24 protein-coding genes and 1 tRNA gene are annotated in these 24,679 nt (G+C 74.1%); 17 read left to right on the top strand and 8 right to left on the bottom strand.

Translation table 11 applies throughout. The annotated features are described in order from the left end of the window. The first annotated feature begins 46 nt into the window (after window positions 1–46). Genes ACIG47_RS04420 through ACIG47_RS04410 form a run of 3 tightly spaced genes read left to right on the top strand, consistent with a single transcriptional unit; the run spans window position 47 to window position 3,557 of the window. Window positions 47–1,165, top strand: a complete 1,119-nt coding sequence (locus tag ACIG47_RS04420; protein WP_397409411.1) for a protein phosphatase 2C domain-containing protein — start codon at window positions 47–49, stop codon at window positions 1,163–1,165. 26 nt (window positions 1,166–1,191) lie between these two features. Next, entirely contained in the window at window positions 1,192–2,493 is a 1,302-nt protein-coding gene (locus ACIG47_RS04415; protein ID WP_397429767.1) for a VWA domain-containing protein, read from the top strand. Then, window positions 2,490–3,557 (top strand): FHA domain-containing protein, encoded by a 1,068-nt coding sequence (locus tag ACIG47_RS04410; RefSeq protein ID WP_397429766.1) that lies wholly within the window; start codon window positions 2,490–2,492, stop codon window positions 3,555–3,557. The genes ACIG47_RS04415 and ACIG47_RS04410 overlap by 4 nt, the downstream gene beginning before the upstream one ends. 49 nt (window positions 3,558–3,606) lie before the next feature. Here the strand turns inward: ACIG47_RS04410 and ACIG47_RS04405 are convergent, their stop codons facing one another. Both ACIG47_RS04405 and ACIG47_RS04400 read right to left on the bottom strand, forming a co-directional pair. Then, a complete protein-coding gene (locus ACIG47_RS04405) occupies window positions 3,607–4,896 on the bottom strand; it encodes an MFS transporter (RefSeq protein WP_397429765.1) in 1,290 nt (429 codons plus the stop codon). Further along, window positions 4,893–5,522, bottom strand: a complete 630-nt coding sequence (locus ACIG47_RS04400; protein WP_397429764.1) for an ArsR/SmtB family transcription factor — start codon at window positions 5,520–5,522, stop codon at window positions 4,893–4,895. Before ACIG47_RS04400 ends, ACIG47_RS04405 begins: the two co-directional genes overlap by 4 nt. Before the next feature lie 216 nt (window positions 5,523–5,738). Here ACIG47_RS04400 and ACIG47_RS04395 point away from each other — a divergent pair, with 216 nt between their 5' ends. The 4 genes from ACIG47_RS04395 (at window position 5,739) to ACIG47_RS04380 (ending at window position 7,716) form a co-directional block, all read left to right on the top strand. After that, the gene (locus ACIG47_RS04395; RefSeq protein ID WP_397409401.1) at window positions 5,739–5,918 is read left to right on the top strand and encodes a hypothetical protein; all 180 of its coding nucleotides are present in this window, start codon (window positions 5,739–5,741) and stop codon (window positions 5,916–5,918) included. A gap of 288 nt (window positions 5,919–6,206) precedes the next feature. Continuing rightward, window positions 6,207–6,356: a hypothetical protein gene (locus ACIG47_RS04390; protein WP_397409399.1), complete on the top strand. Its 150-nt coding sequence runs from the start codon at window positions 6,207–6,209 to the stop codon at window positions 6,354–6,356. Between the two features lie 575 nt (window positions 6,357–6,931). Continuing rightward, a complete protein-coding gene (orn, locus tag ACIG47_RS04385; RefSeq protein WP_397409397.1) occupies window positions 6,932–7,567 on the top strand; it encodes an oligoribonuclease in 636 nt (211 codons plus the stop codon). Between the two features lie 73 nt (window positions 7,568–7,640). Then, window positions 7,641–7,716: transfer RNA gene (locus tag ACIG47_RS04380), tRNA-His, on the top strand. 262 nt (window positions 7,717–7,978) lie between these two features. Here the strand turns inward: ACIG47_RS04380 and ACIG47_RS04375 are convergent. Further along, complete coding sequence (locus ACIG47_RS04375) at window positions 7,979–8,875, bottom strand: RimK family alpha-L-glutamate ligase (RefSeq protein ID WP_397429763.1); 897 nt, start codon at window positions 8,873–8,875, stop codon at window positions 7,979–7,981. Window positions 8,876–8,915: 40 nt separating this feature from the next. After that, a complete protein-coding gene (locus ACIG47_RS04370) occupies window positions 8,916–9,953 on the bottom strand; it encodes an ABC transporter ATP-binding protein (protein WP_397429762.1) in 1,038 nt (345 codons plus the stop codon). 42 nt (window positions 9,954–9,995) lie between these two features. Between ACIG47_RS04370 and ACIG47_RS04365 the strand changes: the two genes are divergently transcribed. From ACIG47_RS04365 to ACIG47_RS04355, 3 genes are all read left to right on the top strand, one after another. Continuing rightward, the gene (locus ACIG47_RS04365) at window positions 9,996–10,655 is read left to right on the top strand and encodes an ABC transporter permease (RefSeq protein WP_397429761.1); all 660 of its coding nucleotides are present in this window, start codon (window positions 9,996–9,998) and stop codon (window positions 10,653–10,655) included. Further along, entirely contained in the window at window positions 10,652–11,335 is a 684-nt protein-coding gene (locus ACIG47_RS04360; RefSeq protein WP_397429760.1) for an ABC transporter permease, read from the top strand. Before ACIG47_RS04365 ends, ACIG47_RS04360 begins: the two co-directional genes overlap by 4 nt. A 129-nt stretch (window positions 11,336–11,464) precedes the next feature. Continuing rightward, the gene (locus ACIG47_RS04355) at window positions 11,465–12,499 is read left to right on the top strand and encodes a glycine betaine ABC transporter substrate-binding protein (protein ID WP_397429759.1); all 1,035 of its coding nucleotides are present in this window, start codon (window positions 11,465–11,467) and stop codon (window positions 12,497–12,499) included. 69 nt (window positions 12,500–12,568) lie between these two features. Here the strand turns inward: ACIG47_RS04355 and ACIG47_RS04350 are convergent, their stop codons facing one another. After that, window positions 12,569–14,104 (bottom strand): dihydrolipoyl dehydrogenase family protein, encoded by a 1,536-nt coding sequence (locus ACIG47_RS04350; RefSeq protein WP_397429758.1) that lies wholly within the window; start codon window positions 14,102–14,104, stop codon window positions 12,569–12,571. A gap of 195 nt (window positions 14,105–14,299) precedes the next feature. After that, window positions 14,300–16,696: a Tex family protein gene (locus ACIG47_RS04345; RefSeq protein WP_397429757.1), complete on the bottom strand. Its 2,397-nt coding sequence runs from the start codon at window positions 16,694–16,696 to the stop codon at window positions 14,300–14,302. Window positions 16,697–17,048: 352 nt separating this feature from the next. Between ACIG47_RS04345 and ACIG47_RS04340 the strand changes: the two genes are divergently transcribed. From ACIG47_RS04340 to ACIG47_RS04330, 3 genes are all read left to right on the top strand, one after another. Further along, window positions 17,049–18,317: a serpin family protein gene (locus tag ACIG47_RS04340; RefSeq protein WP_397429756.1), complete on the top strand. Its 1,269-nt coding sequence runs from the start codon at window positions 17,049–17,051 to the stop codon at window positions 18,315–18,317. Between the two features lie 120 nt (window positions 18,318–18,437). Further along, window positions 18,438–19,829 carry an OFA family MFS transporter gene (locus tag ACIG47_RS04335; protein WP_397429993.1) on the top strand — a complete coding sequence of 464 codons (1,392 nt, stop codon included), beginning with the start codon at window positions 18,438–18,440 and terminating at the stop codon, window positions 19,827–19,829. Window positions 19,830–19,831: 2 nt separating this feature from the next. After that, complete coding sequence (locus tag ACIG47_RS04330; protein WP_397429755.1) at window positions 19,832–19,966, top strand: hypothetical protein; 135 nt, start codon at window positions 19,832–19,834, stop codon at window positions 19,964–19,966. Between the two features lie 24 nt (window positions 19,967–19,990). Here the strand turns inward: ACIG47_RS04330 and ACIG47_RS04325 are convergent, their stop codons facing one another. Then, the gene (locus ACIG47_RS04325; protein ID WP_397429753.1) at window positions 19,991–20,479 is read right to left on the bottom strand and encodes a MarR family winged helix-turn-helix transcriptional regulator; all 489 of its coding nucleotides are present in this window, start codon (window positions 20,477–20,479) and stop codon (window positions 19,991–19,993) included. A 30-nt stretch (window positions 20,480–20,509) separates the two neighbouring features. Here ACIG47_RS04325 and ACIG47_RS04320 point away from each other — a divergent pair, with 30 nt between their 5' ends. The 4 genes from ACIG47_RS04320 to ACIG47_RS04305 all read left to right on the top strand — a co-directional run bounded on the left by ACIG47_RS04320 (window position 20,510) and on the right by ACIG47_RS04305 (window position 23,314). Continuing rightward, window positions 20,510–21,346, top strand: a complete 837-nt coding sequence (locus ACIG47_RS04320; RefSeq protein WP_397429752.1) for an alpha/beta hydrolase — start codon at window positions 20,510–20,512, stop codon at window positions 21,344–21,346. Window positions 21,347–21,415: 69 nt separating this feature from the next. Further along, on the top strand, window positions 21,416–21,802 hold the full coding sequence (locus tag ACIG47_RS04315) for a nuclear transport factor 2 family protein (protein ID WP_397429751.1): 387 nt from the start codon (window positions 21,416–21,418) through the stop codon (window positions 21,800–21,802). Between the two features lie 12 nt (window positions 21,803–21,814). Next, the gene (locus ACIG47_RS04310) at window positions 21,815–22,666 is read left to right on the top strand and encodes a helix-turn-helix domain-containing protein (protein WP_397429750.1); all 852 of its coding nucleotides are present in this window, start codon (window positions 21,815–21,817) and stop codon (window positions 22,664–22,666) included. A gap of 120 nt (window positions 22,667–22,786) precedes the next feature. Then, window positions 22,787–23,314: a hypothetical protein gene (locus ACIG47_RS04305; RefSeq protein ID WP_397429749.1), complete on the top strand. Its 528-nt coding sequence runs from the start codon at window positions 22,787–22,789 to the stop codon at window positions 23,312–23,314. Window positions 23,315–23,359: 45 nt separating this feature from the next. Here ACIG47_RS04305 and fdhD read toward each other — a convergent pair whose 3' ends face one another. Beyond that, a complete protein-coding gene (gene fdhD / locus ACIG47_RS04300) occupies window positions 23,360–24,331 on the bottom strand; it encodes a formate dehydrogenase accessory sulfurtransferase FdhD (RefSeq protein ID WP_397429748.1) in 972 nt (323 codons plus the stop codon). Window positions 24,332–24,679: the final 348 nt, after the last annotated feature.

Below are 24,679 nucleotides of genomic sequence, written 5' to 3'. Positions count from 1 at the left end.
GTCGCGGGGTGTGCGCCCTGACGAACGCAAGGAGAACTACCCACACATGAGTGCCGACGAGAGCAGCATCGTCCGATGCCCCCGCTGCGGGGAGAACGCGGCGCACGGCGCCCGGTTCTGCGAGAACTGCGGCACCCCGCTGGGTGCTCCCGGCCCGGACCCCGCGGCGCCCTCGGAGGTCACCCTGGAGCTGGCGCCCACCGTGCTGGATCTCGACCCGGCCACCGGTGAGGCGTCCGCGCACCGCTCGTGCGCCGCCTGCGGCGGCACCATCGCCCCGGACGGGTACTGCGCGGACTGCGGCGCACCCGGGCAGTCCGAACGCGACCACTTCGAGGAGCGTCCCGCCGGCTGGGTGGCCGGCGTCTGCGACCGCGGGGTGCGCCACTCCCGCAACGAGGACGCGATGGCGCTGGCTGCCGGAGGTTCCTTCGCGGCCCTCGTGGTCTGCGACGGCGTCTCCAGCGCGCCCGACTCCGACGTCGCCTCGCTCGCCGCCAGCCGCGCCGCCCGGGACGTGCTCGTGGCGTACGGGCCGCAGGGGCCGAGCACGGTGCAGGGGGCGACGAGCCGGCGCATCACCGGCTGGACCGACGCCATGGTGGCCGCGTCGCGCGCCGCCGGGCAGGCCGTCCGCGGCGCCGCCGAGCAGCTCGCCGCGACCAAGGGGAAGGACGTGGCGGACGACCCGCCATCATGCACCTTCGTGGCCGCCGTCGTGGACGGCGACCTGATCGTGGCCGGGTGGCTGGGCGACTCCCGGGTGTACTGGCTGCCCGACGCCGGCCCGGCGGAGCAGCTCAGCGTGGACGACTCCTGGGCGCAGGAGATGATCGCGGCCGGCGTGCCGCGCGGCCAGGCCGAGACGTCGCCCCAGGCGCACGCCATCACCCGGTGGCTCGGCCCCGACGCGCCGGACACCGACGCCCGCTGCGCGGCCACCGTGCCGGCCGGGCCCGGCTGGCTCCTGGTGTGCTCGGACGGGCTGTGGAACTACTGCTCCGGCGCGCACGAGATGGGCGAGCTGGTGCGACGGTACGCCACCTCCGACGACCCCCGGTCCACGGCCGCCGCCCTGGTCCGCTGGGCCAACGCGCAGGGCGGGCGCGACAACATCACCGCGGCGCTCGCCCGCGTCTCCCCCACTGTCACCGGGCAGCGATAGCCTGCCGTTACCCGAGAGGAGCCACCGTGGCCCAGTTCTCCGCCGAGGTCTTCCAGAACGAGTTCCTGTCCGACGGCGCCACCGACGTGCACGCCGTGGTGTCCGTGACCTGCACCGGCGCGGGGGCCACCGCCGGTGCCACGGGCGGCATGCCGGGAGCGGCACCGGGCGGCGTCGCCGAGATCGTCGCCGTCGACACCTCCGGGTCGATGCAGGGCCGCAACATGGAGGCCGCGAAGCACGCGGCCGCCGTGGCCGTGGACCAGATCCCGGACGGCACGCTGTTCGCGATCATCGGCGGCTCGCACGTCGCCACCCGCGTCTTCCCGTACCCGAACGCGCGGGTGCCCATGGTGGCCATGGAGCCGGGCGCGCGGGCCGAGGCCAAGCGCGCCATCGCGACCATGTCGGCCAGCGGCGGCACCGCGATCTCGACCTGGCTGCGGCTGGCCGACGAGCTGTTCGCCACCGCGCCCGTGGCCCAGAAGCACCTGATCCTGCTGACCGACGGCAAGAACGAGTCCGAGCCGTCCATGCACCTGGACCAGGTGATCGCGAACGTCACCGGGCACTTCCAGTGCGACGCCCGCGGCGTCGGGGACCGGTGGGTGGTCGAGGAGCTGCGCAAGATCTCGACGGCGCTGCTCGGCACCGTGGACCTCATCGCGCGGCCGGAGGACATCGCGGACGACTTCGCGGCCCTCGTCCGCAAGTCGATGGCCCGCGGCGTCGCCGCCGTGGACCTGCGCGTGTGGGCGCCGCAGGGGTCGCAGGTCCTGTTCGTCCGGCAGGTGGCCCCCGAGGTGGACGACCTCGGCGGCCGCCGCACCGAGGTGAACCCGCTGACCAGCGCGTACCCGACGGGTGCATGGGCCGACGAGACCCGGGAGTACCACGTGGCGGTCCGGGTGCCGGCCAAGCCCGTGGGCTCGGAACAGCTCGCGGCCCGCGTCCAGGTGGCGGTCGACGACGAGGTGGTGGCCTCCGGCCTGGTCAAGGCCAAGTGGTCGGACGACTCCACGCTGACCGCCCGGATCAGCCCCGAGGTGGCGCACTACACCGGCCAGGCAGAGCTCGCCTCGGCCATCCAGGAGGGCCTGGCGGCCAAGGCCGCGGGCGACGAGGCCACCGCGACCGTCAAGCTCGGCCGCGCCGTGCAGCTCGCCGCCGAGACGGGCAACGACGAGGCCACCTCCCGCCTGCGCAAGATCGTGGACGTGGAGAACGAGGAGGAGGGCACCGTGCGGCTCAGGCAGAACACCGCGAAGCTCGACGAGATGGCACTCGACACCGCGTCCACCAAGACGACCCGGGTCCGGCGCGCATGACCGCGACCTGCCCGGAGGGCCACGTCAGCCAGGCCACGGACTACTGCGACGTGTGCGGCACGCCGATCCCCGCCCCGGGCACGGCCTCCTCCGGCGCGCCGGCCCCTGCGCCCTCGGCGCCCGCCGAGGGCGACCCCGTGACCTGCCCGAACTGCGGCGAGGTCTCCCCCGCGGGCTCCCTGTTCTGCGAGAACTGCGGGTACGACTTCACGACCGGCACCACCGCACCGCCGCCTCCGCCGGTGTCGGGGCTGGATCTCGGCGGGTCGAGCGCGTCGGCTCCTGGCGGGGCGGCGGGGGCGCTGTCGACCGGGGTGGCGGGAGCCGGGTCGGCCGGGGCGGCGGCTCCGGGCCACGGGGGGCCTCCGGGCGCTGGGGTGACGGGGGCCGGAGCGACCGGGTCGGCGGGGGCGCCGTCGGCGGGAGCCGGGTCGGCCGGGGCGCCGTCCGCGGGAGCCGGGTCGGCCGGGGCGCCCGGGCCGGGCCACGACGGGCCTCCAGGCGCTGGGGCCGCGGGTGCGCCGTCGGGAGGTACGCCGGCCGGGCAGGCGGCGGGTGCGCCGGACACGCAGGCCGGGCGACCGGGGGCCACGCCGCCGGCCGGGACGGCCGCGCCGTCGGGCAGCCCGGGTGGGCTCACCGCTCCGCCCGTGCCGGGCGACACGGCCTGGGTCGCGGAGATCTGGGTCGACCCTGACTGGTACGCGCACGAGCGCCCCGAGGATCCGCTGCCGTCGGCGGGGCTGCCCGGCCTGGTCACCCTGCGGCAGCGCAGCCTCCTGGTGGGCCGGCCGTCGCAGTCGCGCAACATCCGGCCGGACGTCGACTGCGGCAGCGACCCCGGCGTCTCCCGGCGGCACTGCCAGCTCACCACGGACGGGCAACGGTGGTGGGTCGAGGACCTCGGCTCGTCGAACGGCACGTTCGTCGCCGCGGCGGGCGAGCCCCTGCCGGACACCCCGCTGACGCAGGGCGTGCGCCAGGAGATCGAGGAGGGCGACCGCGTGTACATCGGCGCCTGGACCCGCCTGGTGATCCGCAAGGCACTCCCCGGCGAGGTTTGACGCCGACCCACCGAGCCGGCGCCCCGCCCGCCCACCGCACCCCGGGCCGTCAGGCCACGGGGTCGGTGGACGGGTCCGGCGCAGCCCCCGGGTCCGGCGCAGGAGCGGGGTCCCGGAGCCGCAGCGCCGCCAACCCCGCGACGATCACCACGACGACGTTGGCCAGCACCAGCAGCCGGTAGTCGACGACCGCGAGCAGCCCGGCGCCGAGCGCCGTCACGACCGTGCCCGGCAGGTTGTTGAGCAGGTGCCCGGCCGCCGCCACCCGGCCCTGCAGCCGGTCGGGCGTGCGGACCTGACGCTCGGTGACCCACGCGATGACGGCCGCCGTCACACCGAACCCGAGCAGCGCCTGGCCCGCGACCGCGGGCACCACCCAGCCGAACATGAGCGGCACCAGCGCCACCCCCGACGCGAGGATGCCCAGGGCGTAGACCCGGGGCCGCCCGAACCGCAGCATCAGCCGGGGCGTGACCGCCCCGGCGACGAACCCGGCCACCCCCTGCAGCACAGTGAGCGGGCCGAGCCAGGCGGCGGGCAGCCCCAGCCCGTCGAGCACGGCGAAGACGACGGCGTTCACGAGGCCGACGGACGCGAAGACGACCACCGCGTTCCAGGTCATCCCACCGAGCGGCTGGGTACCGAACAGGTGGCGGAACCCGGCCGTGACCGATGCGAGGTAGGTCTCGCCCGGATCGCCGTCGTACCGGGACTCGGCGACCCGGACGAGCAGGAACACGACCGCCGCTCCCACGAAGCCCGCGATCGCCGCCGCGACCAGCGGCACCACGCCGACCAGGGCGTAGACCGCGGCGCCGAGCACCGGCAGGGCCACGCGCAGCACCTGGTCGATCATGGACAGGCGACCGTTGGCGTGGCCCAGCGCCTCGTCGGGCAAGAGGTCCTTGAGGAGGCCGGACTGGCAGGCGCCCGTCACGTACGCCACCCCGGAGTACACCAGCGTGGACCCGAAGACCACCCACACCTGCTCGGGCCGCGTCACCCAGAACAGCGGCACCAGGCCGAGCGCACCGGCCGCATAGGCGAGCACGAGCATCCGCCGCCGTGACACCCGGTCGGCGAGGTGCCCCAGGAACGGCGAGGCGAGCGCGGGCACGCCCAGCAGGGCGAACGTCAGGCCGCCCAGCGCCGCGCTCCCGGTCAGGTCCGCGACCCAGACCGCCATGAGGAGCGTGAGCAGCGAGTCGGCCACGTTGGCGAGCGTCCAGCCCACCACGAGGGTGCGGAAGAGCGGCGTCCGCAGGTGCCGCGCGGGATCCTCCCGCGGCACGGGGGCGACGGCAGCCGGGACCACCCCGTCATCCGGTGCGGTGGTCATGCGTCCTCGTCCTCCGGGTCCGGGATCTCGGACCAGACGGCGCCGAACAGGTGCGCCCGCCGTGCGCCCTGCGGACGCCGGCTCGGGTCCTCCGCGCGTCCCCGGAACGGTTCCGTGAGCTCCTCCAGCCGCCGGGAGAGGTCGTCGAGCTCGTCCCGGGTCACCCAGAACTCCTGATGGGTCTGGGTGGTCGCGTACACCCACGCCGGGTCGTCGCGCCCGGCGTCGGCGAGCCAGCGCTGCAGGGCCGCGAACTGCTCGGCGACGAACATGCTGCCGAACGCCTGGGCCGCCGGCCACGACTCCGGGTCCGCGAGGTCGGGGCGCACGCTGTACCCGCGGACCACCGCACGCCACGGCCGCTCCTTGCCGTGCGGCTCCGCCCGTTCGACGTGCCCGTACTTCTCGAGCTGGCGCAGGTGGAACGAGCAGCTCGCCACCGACTCCCCGGTCTGCTCGGCGCACTGCGTGGCTGTGAGCTCGACCCCGGGGTGGAACAGCCCCAGGAGCCGGAGCCGCAGGGGATGCGTCATGGCCTTGATGGCGTCGGTCTGCGAGATGACGACGTCGTCGGGCGACGTGGGCCTCGTGAACCCGGTGACCTCGGGCGGCTTCTGCTCCGGCATGCAGGGAGACTAGAACGCTAAAGTCTTCTTGCGCAAGAGATCTTTAGCATGATCACAGCGGGACGACCTGGAAAAAGACGTGCACCCCGGCCGCCGCCCCTGGGAGGCTCAGGGCACACCGCGGTGGCGTCCGTCCGGTCCGTGCCGGGCGGTGGACGAGGTCCGGCCAGACCTCATGCCGGGACACCGGCATCCAGCGTCACGAAAGGCACTCACGTGCACACCGAGTACGACCTGGCGCAGACCCTTCACCGGGAGCGCCTCCAGGACGCCGAGGAGCATCGGCGCAACCGCAGGCTCCGTGAGGAGCAGAAGCGACGCAGGGCCCAGGCCCGTGCCGCACACCGGATCGACACCCGCGCACCGGCAGCCGCCCTGCGCGTGCGGTCCGCATGATCCGCAGGGCGCCCGTCGGAGCACCTCCGACGTCCGGCGCCGGCGACATCCCCGAAGCAGAGCGTGTGTCCGACACACGCTCTGCTTCGTTCTTTGCGCCCGGGACGACGCCGAGGGCCGCTGACCTGCGCAAAGGTGCCGCAGATCACCACTGTCCGGGTTGCGCGGTATTTCCGCCATCAGGGATGATGTAACACGACGGAAACAATGAGGAGCATCGGCCGCGACCCGGCCGGAGCACGCCCGCTGTGCCCGTCACCTCTCCCCACCCCTGGAAGGACCGCAGTCATGGATGCCCATTCCGCCTACTACATCGGCCGTGCACAGGTTGCCGAGGTCGCCCGCCGCGCGGAGATCGCCGGCGCGCAGGAGCGCGCCCTGCGCGAGCGCCCCGAGCGCCGCACCAGCAAGCGTCACAAGCGCTTCCGCCTGATCTGACCCCCGACCTCGACACCGCCCGCAGCCCGGGCGCCGTCGACGCACCTGGCCCTTCCTCGGCCGGCCACTCCGGCCCCGCGGGAGGGCCATCCTGCGTCCTGACCCGCGCCGCCCGCTCCGGCGGCAGTGCTGAGGCCGGCAGTGCTGAGGTCGGCAGTGCTGAGGTCGGCAGTGCTGAGGTCGGCAGTGCGTGACGAGGTCGGGCGGTTGGGGGGGGGGGGGGGGGGGGGGGGCGCGGGGGCCCCCCCCCCCCCGCCCCCCCCCGCGGGGGGGGGGCCCCCCCCCCGGGGGGGGCGGGGGGGGGGGGGGGGGGTGGCGGGGGGGGTGGGGGGGGCGGGGGGGGGGGGGGCGGCGGGGGGGGGGGCGGGGGGGGGGGGCGGGGGCGCCCCCCCCCCCCCCCCCCCCCCCCCCCCCCCCCCCAACCCCCCCCACCTCGATGCATGCTGCCGACGCCGACCCCGGAGCACCGGAGCACCGGAGCACCGGAGCACCGGAGCACCGGAGCACCCGATCACCTGGCGGCGCATCGCAGCCGGCGGCACCGCCGTTCCACGGGAGCGAATAAGGTGGGGGGCGTGAGCCTTCCCAACCCCAACGAGCGCATCGTCTGGATCGACTGCGAGATGACGGGCCTGGACCTCCGGGTCGACGCGCTCGTCGAGGTCGCGGCGATCGTCACGGACTCCGAGCTCAACGTTCTCGGCACCGGTGTCGACGTCCTGGTCAAGCCCCCGGCCGAGGCCCTGGCCCAGATGGGCGACTTCGTGCGCACCATGCACACGACGTCGGGCCTGCTCGACGAGCTCGACGGCGGGCTCACGCTCCAGGAGGCGCAGGAGCAGATCCTGGCCTACATCCGCCAGTGGGTGCCCGAGCCCGGCAAAGCGCCGCTGGCCGGCAACTCGGTGGGCACGGACAAGTCGTTCCTCGACCTGCACATGCCGGAGCTCGTGGAGTACCTCCACTACCGGATCATCGACGTCTCGTCGATCAAGGAGCTCTCCCGGCGCTGGTACCCGCGCGTGTACTTCGCCTCCCCCAAGAAGGACGGCGGGCACCGCGCGCTGGCCGACATCCTCGAGTCGATCGACGAGCTGCGCTACTACCGCGAGGTCCTGTTCCCGGCCCAGCCGGGTCCGGACACGGCCACCGCACGCGCCGCCGCGGCCCGCGTCGCAGAGACCTCCGTCACGAAGCAGCTCGCCCCGTAGTTTTGAGTTCGGTCCGTGGCTCCCGACCATGTATGCTTTTCGACGGTCGCCCGGTCCAGGACCGGCGCACATGGTGGGCGTAGCTCAGCTGGTAGAGCATCGCGTTGTGGTCGCGAGGGCCGCGGGTTCAAGTCCCGTCGCTCACCCCATGAGACGGCAGGTCCGGAGCAGAAATGCTCCGGACCTGCCGCTTTTCTTCTGCCCCGGGGGCGCCTTCTTCTGCCCCGGGACGCCCGGCCGCACTGCGCACCTCACCCCGGCACGTGGCCCCGCGGACGCTGCCGACCCGGCCCCACGCAAGGTGCCCCGCGCAGGCGGGTTGCTCCGTGTAGACGTTGTCTACTCAGCGCAACCCATCTCCGCGGGGCAGGTTCACCCAGGACCGGGCGGTGACTCACTACCCGGAGCCGCTCACCCCAGGAGCCGGACCACCGCGTCCGCGAGCCTGTCCTCGACACCCGTGCCGTACTTCATCCACAGCGACGGCTCGGTGAGCTCCAGCTCGATGACCATGAGCAGGTCGTCCTCCCCCGAGACAAGGTCGACCCGGGCATAGGTGAGCTCGGCGCCCGTGGCCTGCCGGGCGACGTCGAGCGCCCGGCGGGCCACCTCGATCTGGGCCGGCGTGGCCTCGAACGCCGCCATCTCCTCCTGTGCGTACAGCTCGCCGGAGTCCTCGGCGGGCCCCGTGAGCAGGGCGTTCTTGCGGACGGCGTGCGTGAGCTCGCCGTCAACGAACACGAGGCAGGTCTCGCCCGTCGTGTCGACCGAGGTGACGTAGGGCTGGATCATGACCCAGCGGCCGTCGTCGAGCAGCCGGGTGGCGTGCGCGATGGCCTTGCCGCGCGACTGGGCCGACACCGGCTGGTAGCGGCCGGTGTTCTGGGCCCCGGCGCTGACCACGGGCTTGACCACGAAGTCGCCGAACGCCGGCATGCGGGTGTGCACCGCGCGCTTGGACAGGTGCCGCGCGGGGTCGAGCCAGATCGTGGGGATGACGGGCACCCCGGCGGCCTCCAGGTCGCGCAGGTACCGCTTGTCGGTGTTCCACTCGATCACGGCGGCGGAGTTGGCCACCTTCGGCAGGGACCGCGCCCAGGCCACGAACTCGTCGTGGCGCGGCGAGTAGTCCCACGTGGAGCGGACGAGCACGAGGTCGTACGCCTGCCAGTCGACGGCCGGGTCGTCCCACACGGCGGGTTCGGCCGTGACGCCGCGCGCGCCCAGTGCGGCGATGAGCGGGACGTCGTCCTTGTCGAGGTCAGGAAGCTGGGAGCAGGTCGCGAGGGCTACGCGTGCGTTCGTCACGCCCCGAGACTATCGCCGGGCCGCCCGTCAGGTCCCGGGCTCAGGAAGCGGCGTCGGCCACAGCGGCGTCGTGCACACCCGGGTCCGACGCCGCGGCGTCCGCGGCACGGCGCAGCGCGCCGAGGATCCCGTCGGCGGTCAGCGAGCCGACGACGTCGCCCGACTCCCCCACGACCGGCACCCGCCCCATCGCCGAACCCGGCAGTGCCGCGACGGCCTCGAAGGCGTCGGTCAGCCGGGCGCCCAGCCGCACGGGGTCGGGCGCGGGCTGCACGATCCGGTCCGCGTCCTCCAGATCGGCGGTCTGCACGCGGGCCAGCGCCAGCATGCGCGACGCCGAGCCGTCCCCGATGAAGTCCCGCACGCGGTCCGAGGCCGGGTGCGCCAGCACCGCGAGCGGGCTCGCGACCTGTTCCAGGTGGCCGCCCCGGGACAGGACGGCGATGCGGTCGCCGAGGCGCGCCGCCTCGTCGATGTCGTGCGTGACGAGGATCACCGTCGTGCCCGTCTCCCGCTGGATCCGCTGGAACTCCGTCTGGAGGTGCCGCCGGAACTCGGGGTCGACGGCGCCGAACGGCTCGTCCATGAGCAGCACGGGCGGGTCGGTCGCGAGCGCACGCGCGACCCCGATGCGCTGCCGCTCGCCGCCCGAGAGCTCGTGCGGGTACCGCCTGGCATAGGTCGCGGCGGGCAGCCCCACGAGGTCCAGCAGCTCCGAGACCCGGGCCCGCGTCCGGCGACGGTCCCAGCCCAGCAGCCCGGGCACGGTGGCGATGTTCGCCTCGACGGTGCGGTGCGGGAACAGCCCGACGTTCTGGATCACGTAGCCGATGCGGCGGCGCAGCTGCACCGGGTCGGCGTCGGTGACGTCCTCGCCGTCGAGCAGGATGCGGCCCGACGTCGGCTCCACCAGACGGTTCACCATGCGCAACGTGGTCGACTTGCCGCAGCCGGAGGGACCGACCAGGGCGAGCACCTCGTGCTCGCGCACGGCCAGGCTCAGTCCTTCGACGGCGACGGTGCCGTCCGCGTACGCCTTGCGGACGGTGTCGAGCTCGATCACTGTGCGGGCAGCCATGCCTCGAACCTACCGGGTGATTCGCACGGTACGGTCTTAGCCATGCCCGGTAACCCGTGGTTCTCCTGGTCGTACGTGGTCGACAACGCGCCGGCGCTCTGGCAGCGCACCGTCGAGCACGCCGGCGTGACGATCGAGGCGGTCGTGATCTCCGCGGCCATCGCCATCCCGCTCGGTGCGCTGGTCTACCGGACCCGGTGGCTGGCCGGGCCCGTGCTCGGCACCGCGGCCGTCCTGTACACCATCCCCTCGCTGGCGCTGTTCGGCATCCTCGCGCCACTGCTCGGCATCGGGCGCACACCCGTGCTGATCGGGCTCGTCGTCTACGCGCTGCTCGTCATCCTGCGCAACACCGTGGCCGGGCTCTCCACCGTGGACCCCGCGGTGGTCGACGCCGCCCGCGGCCTCGGCTACGGACCCGGGCGGCTGCTCGTGCAGGTGGCGATGCCCAGCGCACTGCCCAGCATCATCGCCGGCCTGCGACTCGCGACGGTGTCGTCCGTGGCGCTCGTGACGGTCGGCGTCGTCGTCGGGTACGGCGGGCTGGGGCAGATCATGTTCCAGGGCTTCCGGAACAACTTCTACCGCGCCGAGATCATGACCGCGACGCTCGCGACCATCCTGCTCGCCCTCGTGCTCGACCTCGCCCTGTGGGCGGCCGGGCGGGCCCTGACCCCGTGGCTGCGCAGGAGGACCGCATGAGCGCCCCCACCGGTGTCGTCGGCGAGGCCCTCGTCTGGCTCAACGACCCCCTGACCTGGACCGAGCCCGGCGGCATCCTCGACCTGGCCGGCGAGCACCTGCTGATGACCGTCGTCGCCGTGGCGATCGCCGCCGCGTTCTCGATCCCCCTCGGTGCCTGGCTGGGGCACAGCGGCCGCGGGGCGGGCCTCGTCGTCTGGCTCACCAACGCCTCCCGCGCGCTGCCGACCCTCGGCATCATCCTCCTGCTCGCCTCCACGGGCCTGTTCGGCAACACCGCGACCGTGATCGCCGCCGCGTTCTTCGCCGTCCCGGTGCTGCTGGTCAACACCTACGAGGGCGTGCGCGGCGCGGACCCCGACGCCCGGGACGCCGCACGCGGCATGGGCATGAGCGGCGGCCGCATCCTGACGCAGGTCGAGCTGCCGCTGGCCACCACGCTCGTGGCCGCCGGGCTGCGCACCACCATCGTGCAGGTGGTCGCGACCATCCCGCTCGCGGCACTCGCCGGCGGTGGCGGGCTGGGCAAGATCATCTCGTTCGGCATGGGCACCCAGCGGTACGGCGAGGTGCTCGCCGGCGGCGTGCTCGTGGCGGTGCTGTGCCTGCTGATCGACGGGGTGCTCGCCGTCGGGCAGCGGCTGGCCACGCCCGCACCGCTGCGCGCCGGGGCGTCCTGACCGGGACCGAGGATGTAACGACATTCTCACGAGCGGGTTTATCCCTTGCCATCGACCGCCGGGCGGGGTCGAATGGGACCGATCGAAGCCGTAGAACAGTTGTACGCCACACACACTCGGAGACTTTCGATGAAGCTCGCCCGTAGATCTCTGTCCGTGCCCCGCGCCCTCGGCGCCGCGGCAGCCGTCGTCTCCCTCGCGTTCCTGACCGCCTGCGGCGAACCGGGCTCCGCCGGGGGCGGGGGTGGCAGCAGCCCGACGGACGGTGGCAGCAGCCTCGCCGCCTGCGAGGCTGTCCCGGGCGACGAGCTGGTGGTGCTGGAGGACGACCAGCAGCTCCAGACCGTCGACAACATCATCCCGGCGGTCAACGCGGCCGCGATCGAGGGCGACGACGCCCTGGTGCCGCTGCTCGACTCGGTGTCCGCAGCGCTCGACACCGACACCCTCATCGGCCTGAACAAGGCCGTCGACGTGGACCGGCGCACCTCCAAGGAGGTCGCCGAGGAGTTCGTCGCCGACGCCGGGCTGGACAGCCCCGAGCAGAGCGGCTCCGGCAAGATCGTGGTCGGCGCCGCCGACTTCGCGGAGAGCGCCACGCTCGGCACCATCTACGCGACGGTGCTGAACGCCGCCGGGTACGAGGCCGAGGTGACCACCATCGGCAACCGCGAGGCCTACCTCCCGGCGCTGGAGGACGGCAAGCAGGTCCAGGTGATCCCCGAGTACGTGGGCACGCTGACCGAGTTCATCAACAAGAACGTCAACGGCGCCGACGCCGAGCCGGTCGCCAGCAGCGACCTCGACGCGACGGTCGAGGGACTCACCGGCCTGGGCGAGGAGGTGGGCCTCACGTTCGGCGAGCCCTCCCCCGCGCAGGACCAGAACGCGTTCGCCGTGACCAAGGCCTTCGCCGACGAGCACGGCGTCAGCACGCTCAGCGAGCTCGCCGAGACCTGCGGCGGCCTGGTGCTCGGCGGCCCGCCGGAGTGCACCGAGCGTCCGTTCTGCCAGCCGGGCCTGGAGGAGACCTACGGCCTGGAGTTCGCGGAGTTCACCGCGCTCGACGCGGGCGGTCCGCTGACCAAGACGGCGCTCCAGCAGGGCGAGATCACCCTCGGCCTGGTGTTCAGCTCGGACGGCTCCCTCACCCCGAACGCGTGACCCGTTGAGTGCTGGATCTTCGCCCTCTTCCGTGTGTCAGACGGGCGAAGATCCAGCACTCACCGCGTGCTACAGGCCGTAGGACTCCAGGAAGCGGAGCCAGACCTCGCTGACCGTGGGGTAGGCCGGGACCGCGTGCCAGAGGCGGTCCAGCGGCACCTCGCCGACGACGGCGATGGTCGCCGCGTGCAGCATCTCGCCGGCGTCGGGCCCCACGAAGGTGGCGCCGACCAGGACCCGGCGCTGCGTGTCGACCAGCACCTGGGCCCGGCCCGCGTACCCGGGTGACTCCACGCTGGCGCCCGCCACCCAGGCCAGGTCGTACGACACGGCCTCGACGGGGATCCCCGCCGACCGCGCCTCCCGCTCCGTCGGGCCCACCCAGCCGACCTGCGGCTGCGTGAAGACCACCTGGACCCGCGCCGCCCGGTCAGCGGTCGCGGCGTACCGCGACCAGGGCTCGGCCTCCTGCCCCACACCGGGGGCCGGCACGCCGCTGGTCGGGGCACGGTCACCCGCCTCCGTGCCGAAGCGCGCGGCCACCACGTCGCCGACGACCCGCGCCTGGTACTTGCCCTGGTGCGTGGTCGGCGCGCGGCCCGTCACGTCGCCGCAGGCGTACAACCAGCTCTCGGGCACCGCGGTGACCTGCATCGACTCGTCGACGACGAGCGCGCCGCCGCGACCCAGCGCCGAGTCGTCCAGGCCGATCGTGTCCAGGCTCAGGTCCACCGTGCGCGGGACCCGGCCCGTGGCCACGAGGATCTCGGCCGCCGTGACCTCGCCACCGTCGGACAGGGTGACGGTCACCGGGCCGTCCGCGTCCGGACGCCGCACCGCGCTGGGCTCGACACCCAGCCGGACGTCGACGCCCGCCGCCCGCAGCGCGTCCGCGACCATCTCGCCGGCGAACGGCTCGGCGTTCGACAGCAGGCCGCCCCGGGCCAGCAGCGTCACCCGCGCACCGAGGTCCGCGTACGCGTTCGCCATCTCGACGCCCACCACACCGCCGCCGACCACGACGAGCGACTCCGGCACGGAGTCGGCCGCCGTCGCCTCACGGCTCGACCAGGGCGAGGCCTCGGCGAGGCCCGGCACGTCCGGCAGCACGGGCACGCTGCCCGTCGCGACGATCACCGCGTGCCGCGCCCGCAGGAGCCGGGTGACCGGCGCGTCGCCGATGTCGGTGGCCTCCCCGAAGCCCGCGGCGGGGCTGTCCTTGGGCGCCGTCACCTCGACGAGCCGCTCGCCGGCCAGCCGGCCGTGCCCACGCACCAGCGTCAGGCCGGCGCTCTCGACCCACGAGACCTGCCCGGCGTCGTCCCAGTGGCTGGTGATCTCGTCGCGGCGGGCGAAGACCGCCGCAGCGTCCAGCGGACCCGGATCCTTCAGACCCGGCGTGTCCCGGGCGAGCGCGCGGACGGCGCCCGCGCGCAGCAGCACCTTGGACGGCATGCAGGCCCAGTACGAGCACTCGCCGCCCACCAGCTCGGACTCGACCAGCGCGACGGACAGGCCCGTGCGCGAGGCGCGGTCGGCCGCGTTCTCGCCCACCGGCCCGCCGCCGATCACGACGACGTCGAACGACTCCTCAGAAACACTCATGGCGCCATGGTGTCCTGCCGCCGGTCCGGACGCCAGGCGCGAGGACCTTACGGATCCGTCAGATGTCCGCGCGACAGACCACCCCACCCCAGCCCGCGCCGGGCCCGGCCGTCGAACGTAGGGCTGGTCGGCTCATGGAGCCGCACACCGCGACCAACCCTACGTTCGGCACCCGACCGCCGGCAGGTGGGTGGGTCAGGCCAGGCCCGCGCGGCGCAGGGCGTCCGCCATCGCGGTGTCGGCGGGGGCGGGGCGGCCGCGGCCACCCTGGCCGCGCTGACCCTGGCCACGCTGACCCTGACCCTCCCGGCCCCGGCCCTGACCGTCCCGGCCGCGGCCCTCGCCACCCGGGCGGCCCCCGCGCCGGCCGTCACCCTGACCGCCGGCCCCGCCGGAACGCCCGGTGCCCGACCCGCCGCCGACCTCGTCGTCCAGCCGCAGCGAGAGCGAGATGCGCTTGCGCTGCAGGTCCACGTCCATGACCTTCACCTTGACGATGTCGCCGGACTTCACGACCTCGCGCGGATCGCTGACGAAGTTCTTGGACATCGCCGAGACGTGCACCAGACCGTCCTGGTGCACCCCGACGTCTACGAACGCGCCGAACGCCGCCACGTTGGTGACCTGTCCCTCCAGCACCATGCCCGGCACCAGGTCCCCCAGCGTCTCGACGCCGTCGGCGAAGGACGCCGTGGTGAAGGCCGGGCGCGGGTCGCGGCCCGGCTTCTCCAGCTCGGCGAAGATGTCGGTCACGGTGGGCAGACCGAAGGTCTCGTCCACGAACTGGGTGGGCTTCAGCGTCCGCAGGGCGGCGCCGTTGCCGATGAGGGCCCGGACGTCCGCGCCCGACGCCGTCACGATGCGCCGCGCCAGCGGGTACGCCTCGGGGTGCACCGACGACGCGTCCAGCGGCTCGTCGCCGCCGGTGACCTTGAGGAAGCCCGCGCACTGCTCGAACGCCTTGGGACCCAGGCGCGGCACGTTCTTCAGCGCCGCCCGCGACGCGTACGGGCCGTTGGCGTCCCGGTAGGAGACGATGTTCTCCGCGAGCGTCGAGGTGATGCCCGAGACCCTCGACAGCAGCGGCACCGACGCCGTGTTGAGGTCCACGCCCACGCCGTTCACGCAGTCCTCGACCACGGCGTCCAGCGACCGCGACAGCTTGGTCTCGGTGATGTCGTGCTGGTACTGGCCCACGCCGATCGACTTGGGGTCGATCTTCACGAGCTCCGCGAGCGGGTCCTGCAGGCGGCGCGCGATGGACACGGCACCGCGGATCGACACGTCCAGGTCCGGCAGCTCGGAGCTCGCATACGCCGACGCCGAGTACACGGACGCACCCGCCTCCGACACGACGGCCTTGGTCAGGCCGAGCTCCGGCGCCTTCTTCATCAGGTCGGCGGCCAGGCGCTCCGTCTCGCGCGACGCCGTCCCGTTGCCGATCGCCACCAGGTCGACCGAGTGCTTCGTGGCCAGCCGGGCGAGCACGGCCAGCGACTCGTCCCACCGGTTGGCGGGTGCGTGCGGGTAGATCGTCGCGTGCTCCACGACCTTGCCGGTCGCGTCCACGACGGCGACCTTGACGCCCGTGCGCAGCCCCGGGTCGAGGCCCATCGTGGCGCGCGTGCCGGCCGGCGCGGCCAGCAGCAGGTCGCGCAGGTTGGCGGCGAAGACGCGCACCGCCTCGTCCTCCGCCTCCGAGCGCAGCCGCAGTCGCACGTCGATACCGAGGTGCACGAGGATCTTGGTGCGCCAGGCCCACCGAACGGTGTCGGTCAGCCAGCGGTCGGCCGGACGGCCCTGGTTCGCGATGCCGAACTGGTGCGCGATGGTCGCCTCGTACGACGTCGGCACGCCGGGCTCGATGCCCTCCTCCGGCTCGATGGTCAGGTCCAGCACGTCCTCCTTCTCGCCCCGGAACAGGGCGAGCACGCGGTGCGAGGGCAGGCTCGACAGCGCCTCGGAGAACTCGAAGTAGTCGGAGAACTTGGCGCCCTTGTCCTGCGCGCCGTCGCGGACGGCCGAGAGCATGCGCCCGCGCTGCCACAGCCGCTCGCGCAGCGTGCCGATCAGGTCGGCGTCCTCGCCCATGCGCTCCACGAGGATCGCCCGGGCCCCGTCGAGCGCCGCAGCGGCGTCGGCCACGCCCTTGTCGGCGTCGACGTAGGGCCCGGCGGCCTCCTGCGGGTCCAGCGACGGGTCACCGAGCAGGGCGTCGGCGAGCGGCTCCAGGCCGGCCTCGCGCGCGATCTGCGCCTTGGTACGCCGCTTCGGCTTGTACGGGAGGTAGATGTCCTCCAGCCGCGACTTGGTCTCCGCCGACATGATCTGCGCCCGCAGCTCGTCCGTGAGCTTGCCCTGCTCCTCGACCGAGGCCAGGATCGCCGCCCGCCGCTCCTCCAGCTCGCGCAGGTACCGCAGCCGCTCCTCCAGCGTGCGCAGCTGCGCGTCGTCGAGCGTGCCCGTGACCTCCTTGCGGTAGCGGGCGATGAACGGCACCGTCGCGCCGCCGTCGAGCAGGTCGACCGCGGCGGACACCTGCCCTTCCCGCACGCCCAGCTCCTCGGCGATCCGCCGGTTGATACTTGCCAACGTTTCCTACCTCACTTGTCGCGTCGCACACGCCGGGTGGTCCGCACAGATTGTGCCCGGGACCACTGACATCTGTCGCATCCGTCCGCCCGTGTCCGACCCACGGATCACCTGGCTGACCTGTGCGTCCGACCCGTGAGCGGCGCAAGCGCCGGGCCGGCCGGGACATAACCGGGGCGAGGCCGTGCGCGTGCCCGGTCCCCGGCCCCAGGAGGAAGCAGTGCAGCGTCGCCCCAGGACCAGCAGCCCTGTCCGCCCATCTACGCACCACCTCGCCACGCGTCAGCCCGCCGCGCACCGCCCAGCCCCGCACCGCCCAGCCCCGCACCGCCCGGCCCCGCACCGTCCCGCCGTGCACCGCCCAGCCCGCGCCGCGGCGGCGGGCCTGGCCGCCGTCCTCGCCCTGACCGCGTGCGGCCCCGCCGCCGACGAGGGACTCGTGCGCTCCGACGCCGCGCGCACCGTCGTCGCCCTGGCCGACGCGCCCGCGAGCGCCGACGCCGTGACCGCCACCGAGCACCTGGGCCTGCTCGCCCTGCGCGCGACCCAGGAGCCAGAGGAGAACGCGCTGGTCTCCCCGGCGTCGCTGTCGTACGCGCTGGCGCTGCTGGCCGAGGGCGCGCGCGGCCGGACCACGGCATCGCTCGACGCGGCGCTGGGTGCGGCAGGCGAGGACCGCACCGCCGCCTACAACGCCCTGGCGGGCGCGCTCACCCGGTACGACGGCGACCCTGCCGTCGTGCAGGACGACGAGCTGCCCGACCGGCCGCTGCTGCACCTGGCGAACCAGGCGGTGCTCGACGACGGGCTGGCCGTGGAGCAGGACTACCTGGACGCGCTGGCGACGTCCTTCGACGCGGGTGTCCAGCGCACGGACCTGGGCAGCGGTGCCGGCAAGGCGGTGCTGGACGCGTGGGTGCGGGAGCACACCGGTGGCCTGATCAAGAGGTCGGCGATCGAGCCCGACGCGGCGCTGCGGCTCGTGCTGCAGAACGCCGTCCTGCTCGCGGCCCGCTGGGAGACGCCGTTCCAGGAGGACCTGACCCGCGACGTGGACTTCACGGGGCCGGCGGGGACGCGACCGACCAGCATGCTGCACGGCACCGAGGCCTGGGCCTACGCGGAACGCGACGGCTGGGCGGCCGTGCGGCTGCCCTACACCGAGGCGTTCCACGCGGACGTGCTGCTGCCGCCCGCCGGGGCCGACCCCGCACAGATCACGCCCGACGCCCTGGACGCCCTCACCCGGGCGCTCGACGGCGGGTCGCCACGGTCCGTCGAGCTCACGATGCCCACGCTGGAGCTCCGCCCGCCGGTCCTGGACCTGGCGCCCGCGCTGGAGGAGGCGGGCCTCGGCGGGCTGTTCGGCGAGCCGGACCTGTCCGGGATCACCACCGCGGAGCCGCTGCGGCTGAGCCAGGCCATGCAGCAGGCGTACCTGCGCCTGGACGAGGAGGGCACGGTCGCCGCCGCGGTCACCGAGCTGGGCGTCGAGACGAGCGGCGCGATGCCCGAGGAGGCCGTGCGGATGCTGGTCGACCGGCCCTACCTGCTCCGGATCGCCCACACGGAGACCGGCCTGCCCCTGTTCCTGGCGGCCGTGCGCAGCCCGCAGCACTGACCCCGACCGGCCACGGCCCGGACCATTGACCCGGGCACCCGCCGCCAGTAGCGTGCGCACCACCCAACGGGTGAAACCGCATTCCCGCGGTACCCCAGCACGAGGAGGTGCTCCGTGGCGCTGTCGTTCCTCGACCGCGAGCACACGGTGGCCAGGCCCGGTTACAGCCGGTGGCTCATCCCGCCGGCGGCGCTCGCCATCCACCTGTGCATCGGCCAGGCCTATGCCACCAGCGTGTACAAGAACGCGCTGGTCGCCCACTTCGACACGAGCCTGACGGCGGTCGGCGTCATCTTCTCGATCGCCATCGTCATGCTCGGGCTCTCGGCGGCGGTGATGGGTACCTGGGTGGAACGGGTCGGGCCGCGGGCGGCGATGTTCACGTCGGCGTGCTTCTGGGCCTCGGGGTTCCTCGTCGGCGCGCTCGGCATCGCCACGTCGCAGCTCTGGCTGGTCTACCTCGGGTACGGCGTGATCGGCGGCATCGGGCTGGGCATCGGCTACATCTCGCCCGTGTCGACGCTGATCAAGTGGTTCCCCGACCGGCCGGGCCTGGCCACGGGCATGGCGATCATGGGGTTCGGCGGCGGCGCGCTGGTGGCCTCTCCGTTGTCCCGGCAGCTCATGGCGGTCTACGACAGCGGCTACGACCCCTCCGACCCGACGTCCGTGGCCTCCGGTGGCGCCGTCACCTCGCTGTTCGTGACGCTGGGCATCGCGTACTTCCTAGTGATGATGCTCGGCGTGTTCACGGTCCGGGTCCCCGCGCCGGGCTGGACGCCCGCGGGTTTCGACGCGAGCGCCGTGGCGGCCAGGCCCATGGTGTCGACGGCGAACGTCTCGGCGGCGAACGCGATCAGGACCCCGCAGTTCTGGTTCCTGTGGACGGTGCTGTTCTGCAACGTGACGGCGGGCATCGGCATCCTGGAGCAGGCCGCGCCGATGATCCAGGACTTCTTCCGCGACGGCGCCACCTCCACGGTCGCCCCGGCGACGGCGGCGGGCTTCGTGGCGTTCCTGTCGCTGTTCAACATGGCCGGCCGGTTCGTCTGGTCGTCGACGTCGGACTTCATCGGCCGCAAGCCGACCTACGTCATGTACCTGGGCGTCGGCATGATCCTCTACGTGCTGCTGGCCACCGTGGGCAACCTCTCCACGGTGATCTTCGTGCTGGTGGCAGCGGTCATCATCTCGTTCTACGGCGGCGGCTTCGCCACCGCGCCCGCCTACCTGCGCGATCTGTTCGGCACGTTCCAGGTGGGTGCCATCCACGGCCGGCTACTGACCGCGTGGTCCGCGGCGGGCATCGCCGGGCCGCTCATCATCAACGGTTTCCTCGACGCGCAGGGCACGCCGGGCGAGCTGGTCGCCGCCGACTACCGGCCCGCACTGTTCACCATGGTGGGCGTGCTGGCCGTCGGGTTCGTGGCCAACGCGCTGGTGCAGCCCGTCGCGGCGCGGTTCCACGAGCCCGCCGGCCCGGCCGGCGCGCTCGCCGAGGGGAAGGTGTGATCATGCCGGAGCAGCCTCCGCAGAAGGTCGGGAACCAGGTGCCGCGGCTGGTCGTCACGTGGCTGGTGGTGACCGTGCCGCTGGCGTACGGCCTGTTCGAGACGATCAAGGGCGTCGTCCCCCTCTTCACGTCCTGACCCCGGCGCCCGACGCCGTCCCGCTCACCGCACGCTCTCGGCCTCCAGGCCGCCGCGCACCGCCGCGAGGAGGTGCGCGAGGTGTGCGAGGTCGCCGTCGGGCACGCCGGTGCCCCGCAGCACCTGCGCGGCCTCGCGGTCGAGCGTGGGCAGCGCCTCGTCGAGCACCTGCCGCCCGGCGGGGGTGAGCTCGAGGAACGAGGAGCGGCCGTCCGCGGGGTTGGCGTGCCGGCGCACCAGGCCGTCCCGGACCTGCCGGTCGACGCCCTTGCTCGCCGCGCCCACGGTGATCCCGAGCCGCCGCACCACGTCGGAGACCCGGCAGTGCGGCACCGAGTCGACGGCGCGGAGCAGGTCCAGCCGGCCGAGCCCGTGGCCGTGGGCGGCCCGCAGCCGCGCGTCGAGCAGGGTGTAGAGCCGGACCTCGACCCGCACGAGGTCGTCGAGCAGCTGCGTGCCGTCGAGCCCGGCGCCTCGCGGAATAGATTCCGTGGAATCTTGTTTGGCTTCCATGGAATCTATTCTGAGGCACGAGGGGACACCATGGACCAGACGTCGCTCGCCGAGCTCCGCACCTTCTACACGTCGTTCGGCCGGATGCCGCTGCCGGACGGCACCCGGGTCACCGAGACCACGCTCGGCACCGTCCCGGCGCTGGACGTCCTGACGCCCGGCGACGACGCCGGCGTACTGCTCAACCTGCACGGCGGCGGCTACGTCGTCGGCGACGCGCGCACGGGGGTCCCGCTGGCCGCCGCGCTCGCCTCCCGGGCGGGGCTGCGCGCCGTGTCGGTCGACTACCGCCTCGCCCCCGAGCACCCGTTCCCCGCCGCCGTCGACGACGGCCTGGCGGCCTACCGGGCCCTGCTGGCCGGCGCCGACCCGGCGCGTGTCGTCCTGGCGGGCGACTCGGCGGGCGGCGGCCTCGCCCTGGCCACGGTGCTGGCCGCTCGCGACGCCGGGCTCCCGCTGCCTGCCGCGGTCGCCACCTTCTCCGGGTGGTTCGACCTGACGCTGTCCGGCGCCAGCCTGACCGGCAAGGAGAGCGTCGACCCGGTCTTCGACGCCGCCGACATCCGCGGGTACGCGGCCACCTACCTGCCCGACGCCGACGCCGCCCGCAACCCCCTGGCCAGCCCGGTGCTCGCCGACCTGCGCGGTCTGCCGCCGCTCCTGCTCCAGGTGGGCTCCGCCGAGGTGCTGCTCGACGACAGCACACAGCTCGCCGCCCGGGCCGCGGCCGCGGACGTCGAGGTGACGTTGGAGGTGTACCCGGACAGCGCGCACGTGTTCCAGCACCACCACGCCACCGACCCGACGGCGGAGCGCGCCATGGACGTCGCGGCGGCGTTCCTGGCCCGCCACTCGGGCCGGGCCTGAGCGGCGCGGGCCGCGCGTGGTACATCTTGGACCAGGTAGGGCCGCGACCACGTGGCTAGCGTGTCCGGCATGAGCAACCCCGTGGTGCAGCGCCTGATCGGCGCCCTGAACAGCCGCGACCTCGACGCGGTGACCGCCTGTTTCGGCCCGGACTTCGTGAGCGAGTGGCCGGCCCACCCGGGCCGGGACTTCCAGGGGCCGGAGCAGGTGCGCCGGAACTGGCAGATGATCTTCACGACCTCGCCGGACATCGTGATCGCGATGACGAACGCGGTCGAGGTGGGCGACGAGGTGTGGGGCGAGTGGCACTACACCCGGGCTGCCGGGCAGGACCTGCGCGGCGTCATCGTCGTCACGGTGCGTGACGGCCTGATCCGCCGGTCGCGCTTCTACATGGAGCCGGTCGACGCGGCCGACGCCCCGGTCGCGGGGGGACCACGGCTCGCCCGCGACTGACAGAATCGGGCCGTGCGCACGGACGACGACTTCGGAACCGCCCTCCGGGGCCTGCGACGCCGGGTCACCCCGGACGAGGTCGGGATGTCGGCGTCGTTGCCCGCCGTCCGGCGCGTGCCCGGCCTGCGCCGCGACGAGCTCGCGGGCCTCGTCGGTGTCTCCGAGGAGCACGTGAAGCGGCTGGAGCAGGGCCGGCGTCGGCCCTCGCCGGGTGTGGTCGACGCGCTCGCCCGGGCACTGCGGCTCACGCCGGCGGAGCACACCCGGCTGCGTGCGCTGGCGGGGTTCGCCGCCACCCCCGAGGCGGACGGCCGGGTGCCGCGCGAGATCACGGAGACGGCGCGCCGGATGCTGGACCGGCTGACCGAGGTGGCGGTCTGCGTCTGCGACGCGACCTGGACGGTGCTGGCCGCGAACGAGCTCTGGCACTCGGACGTCTGCACGGTGCCGGACACCCCTGGGCGCGACCGGAACGTGGTCTGGCGCGCCTTCACGGAGACCGGCCCGTCGGTGTTCCGGGTGCCCGAGAAGCTGGCCGGCTTCCGTGCCACGGTCGTGGCCGAGCTGCGTGACGCGGCACGCCGCTACCCGGCCGACGCCGAGCTGTCGTCGATGATCGCCGACCTGCGCGACCGAAGCCCTGAGTTCGTCCGGCTCTGGGACGCTCCACCCAGCCCGGGCGGTCACGCGGACCGGCTCCGGGTGCCGAGCCCGGTCCACGGCCACCTCGATCTCGACCTGGACGTGCTGACCCTCGGCCCGGGCGACCTGCGCGTCGTCGTGTACACCGCGTCCGCGGCGGACGAGGCCGAGGACATCCGGTCTGATACATCACAGAGGGCAGTTTCGGGCACCGTGGGGTGACTTTCGCCGAGCGTCGAACGTCGTCGCGCGCGCGAGACACCCGTACCAGGGTTCGTGGTGTTCCGCGCAGCGTCCGGCACGGGGTCGGGCGCTCGTCGCGGGGCAGGACGGAACGAACCGATGACACCTCAGAAGCGTGCAGTCGCCGCGCTGTCGGGGCTGCTGATGGCGCTGTTGTGCGCCCTCGGCGGCGCCCAGGCGGCCCAGGCCGCAGGCGACGCCACGACGAACGGCACCCGCGTCACGAACGTCCCTGCGCAGGACCGCACCCTGGTCCTGCCTCCCGCTCCCACCGAGACCTCGGCCCGTGGTGACCGCGGAGCCCTGGCGGTCCCGACCATCAGCCCGTCGGTGACGGTCTCCTACGCCAACCCCGGCCAGCAGTACGGCTGCGAGTACGGCACGATGTGCGCCTGGGCCTGGGACACCAGCCAGAACAAGTGGAAGATCTTCCACCTGTACAACTGCCGCACCTACACGCTCTACAACTGGGTCGGCGACGGTGGGTGGGACAACAACCAGACCACAGGCACCGTCGCCCGCTTCTACGGCTCGAACGGCTCGACGCAGGTCCTCGACCCGTCGACGGCGTTCGAGCGCCGGCACCCCGAGAGCTGGGACCCGGTGTACTTCATCCGGAACTGCTGAGGCAGACGTGTCAGCCGGTGATCGGAGCCCGCGCCATGGCTCCGGTCACCGCAGCCGGTCCGCCCGTGTGTAGGCGTTCATCGAGTCGCCGCGCACGAACCCCAGCAGCGTCACACCGGCCTCCTCGGCCAGGTCCACCGCCAGCGTGGACGGCGCCGAGATCGCCGACAGCACCGGGATGCCGGCCCGCGCGGCCTTCTGCACCAGCTCGAACGACGCCCGCCCGCTGACCTGGAGCACCGTCCCGGCAGCGGGCAGGGCGCCGTCGCGCAGCGCCGCGCCGACCACCTTGTCGACGGCGTTGTGCCGCCCCACGTCCTCCCGCACGTACAGCGGCTCGCCGTCCGCGGTGAACAGACCCGCGGCGTGCAGCCCGCCGGTCCGGTCGAAGGCGCGCTGGCGCTCGCGCAGCAGGCCGGGCAGGTCCGCGATCACCTCGGGACGCACCGTGACGGAGTCGTCCGCGACCGGCCAGCGCAGGCCCGCGAGCACTTCCACCACCGTGTCCGACCCGCAGACCCCGCACGCGCTCGTCGTCGCGAAGGCCCGGGGCCGCGGGGGCTCGACGCCGCGCGCGAGCGCCACCTCCACCGTGTTGTCCTCGTCGGGGCACAGCCGCATGGCCGCGATGTCCTCCCGCGCGGCCACCGCGCCCTCGGAGACCAGCCACCCGGCCACCAGGTCGAAGTCGTGACCGGGGGTCCGCATGGTCACGGTCAGGGTCTCGGCGTCCGCCCCGCTCCCCGGTGCCATCCCGCCCACGGGCACCACCGGCCGCGGCCCTACGGGCACCACCGGCAGCACGGCACCGGCCGCCCCGGCCGGGCGTCCGACCGCCCCGGCCGCCCCGGCCCGGCGTCCGGCCGCCCCGGCCGGCACGACCGGGGCGCGCGACCGCGCCACCGCGGCGACCAGCCGCACCATCAGCGGTTCCTCGACGGCGAGCGTGTCCGGGCGCTCCGCACGGACACCCTCGCGGACGCGCACCACGCGCCGCCGGTCGGTGACGACTCCCATGCGGCCAGTCTCGCATCCACCGGTCCCGATATGTCCACCACCGCGCCCCGCCGGGTTCGGTCCCCTGCACGGTGCAGCCCGCAAAATCGGCCCCTGCGCCGCGCAGCCCGCCGGGGCTCGGTCCCCCCTGCGCTGCGCACCTCACGAGATCGGTCCCCTGCGCCCCACGGCCCGACGAGATCGGTCCCCCGCACCCCACAACCCCACGAGATCGGTCCCCCGCACCCCACAACCCCACGAGATCGGTCGGGGGGGGGGGGGGGGGGGGCGCGGGGGGCGCCGGGGCCCCCCCCCCCCCCGCCCGGGCCCGCCCCCCCCCCGCCCGCCCCCCCCCCCGCGGGGGGGCGG

This window comes from Promicromonospora sp. NPDC052451, assembly GCF_044547525.1.
In the GTDB taxonomy this organism is placed as follows: Bacteria; Actinomycetota; Actinomycetes; order Actinomycetales; family Cellulomonadaceae; genus Promicromonospora.
The sequence above is the reverse complement of the archived record's forward strand: the minus strand, read 5'-3'. Positions and strand labels throughout refer to the sequence as shown.

Excerpts from the sequence above, each read along its gene's own strand:
- ACIG47_RS04420 (WP_397409411.1), top strand. The coding sequence starts at position 47 with ATGAGTGCCGACGAGAGCAGCATCGTCCGATGCCCCCGCTGCGGGGAG.
- ACIG47_RS04410 (WP_397429766.1), top strand. The coding sequence starts at position 2,490 with ATGACCGCGACCTGCCCGGAGGGCCACGTCAGCCAGGCCACGGACTAC.
- ACIG47_RS04405 (WP_397429765.1), bottom strand. The coding sequence starts at position 4,896 with ATGACCACCGCACCGGATGACGGGGTGGTCCCGGCTGCCGTCGCCCCC.
- ACIG47_RS04400 (WP_397429764.1), bottom strand. The coding sequence starts at position 5,522 with ATGCCGGAGCAGAAGCCGCCCGAGGTCACCGGGTTCACGAGGCCCACG.
- ACIG47_RS04390 (WP_397409399.1), top strand. The coding sequence starts at position 6,207 with ATGGATGCCCATTCCGCCTACTACATCGGCCGTGCACAGGTTGCCGAG.
- ACIG47_RS04370 (WP_397429762.1), bottom strand. The coding sequence starts at position 9,953 with ATGGCTGCCCGCACAGTGATCGAGCTCGACACCGTCCGCAAGGCGTAC.
- ACIG47_RS04365 (WP_397429761.1), top strand. The coding sequence starts at position 9,996 with ATGCCCGGTAACCCGTGGTTCTCCTGGTCGTACGTGGTCGACAACGCG.
- ACIG47_RS04360 (WP_397429760.1), top strand. The coding sequence starts at position 10,652 with ATGAGCGCCCCCACCGGTGTCGTCGGCGAGGCCCTCGTCTGGCTCAAC.
- ACIG47_RS04355 (WP_397429759.1), top strand. The coding sequence starts at position 11,465 with ATGAAGCTCGCCCGTAGATCTCTGTCCGTGCCCCGCGCCCTCGGCGCC.
- ACIG47_RS04350 (WP_397429758.1), bottom strand. The coding sequence starts at position 14,104 with ATGAGTGTTTCTGAGGAGTCGTTCGACGTCGTCGTGATCGGCGGCGGG.
- ACIG47_RS04330 (WP_397429755.1), top strand. The coding sequence starts at position 19,832 with ATGCCGGAGCAGCCTCCGCAGAAGGTCGGGAACCAGGTGCCGCGGCTG.
- ACIG47_RS04325 (WP_397429753.1), bottom strand. The coding sequence starts at position 20,479 with ATGGAAGCCAAACAAGATTCCACGGAATCTATTCCGCGAGGCGCCGGG.
- ACIG47_RS04320 (WP_397429752.1), top strand. The coding sequence starts at position 20,510 with ATGGACCAGACGTCGCTCGCCGAGCTCCGCACCTTCTACACGTCGTTC.
- ACIG47_RS04315 (WP_397429751.1), top strand. The coding sequence starts at position 21,416 with ATGAGCAACCCCGTGGTGCAGCGCCTGATCGGCGCCCTGAACAGCCGC.
- ACIG47_RS04305 (WP_397429749.1), top strand. The coding sequence starts at position 22,787 with ATGACACCTCAGAAGCGTGCAGTCGCCGCGCTGTCGGGGCTGCTGATG.
- fdhD (WP_397429748.1), bottom strand. The coding sequence starts at position 24,331 with ATGGGAGTCGTCACCGACCGGCGGCGCGTGGTGCGCGTCCGCGAGGGT.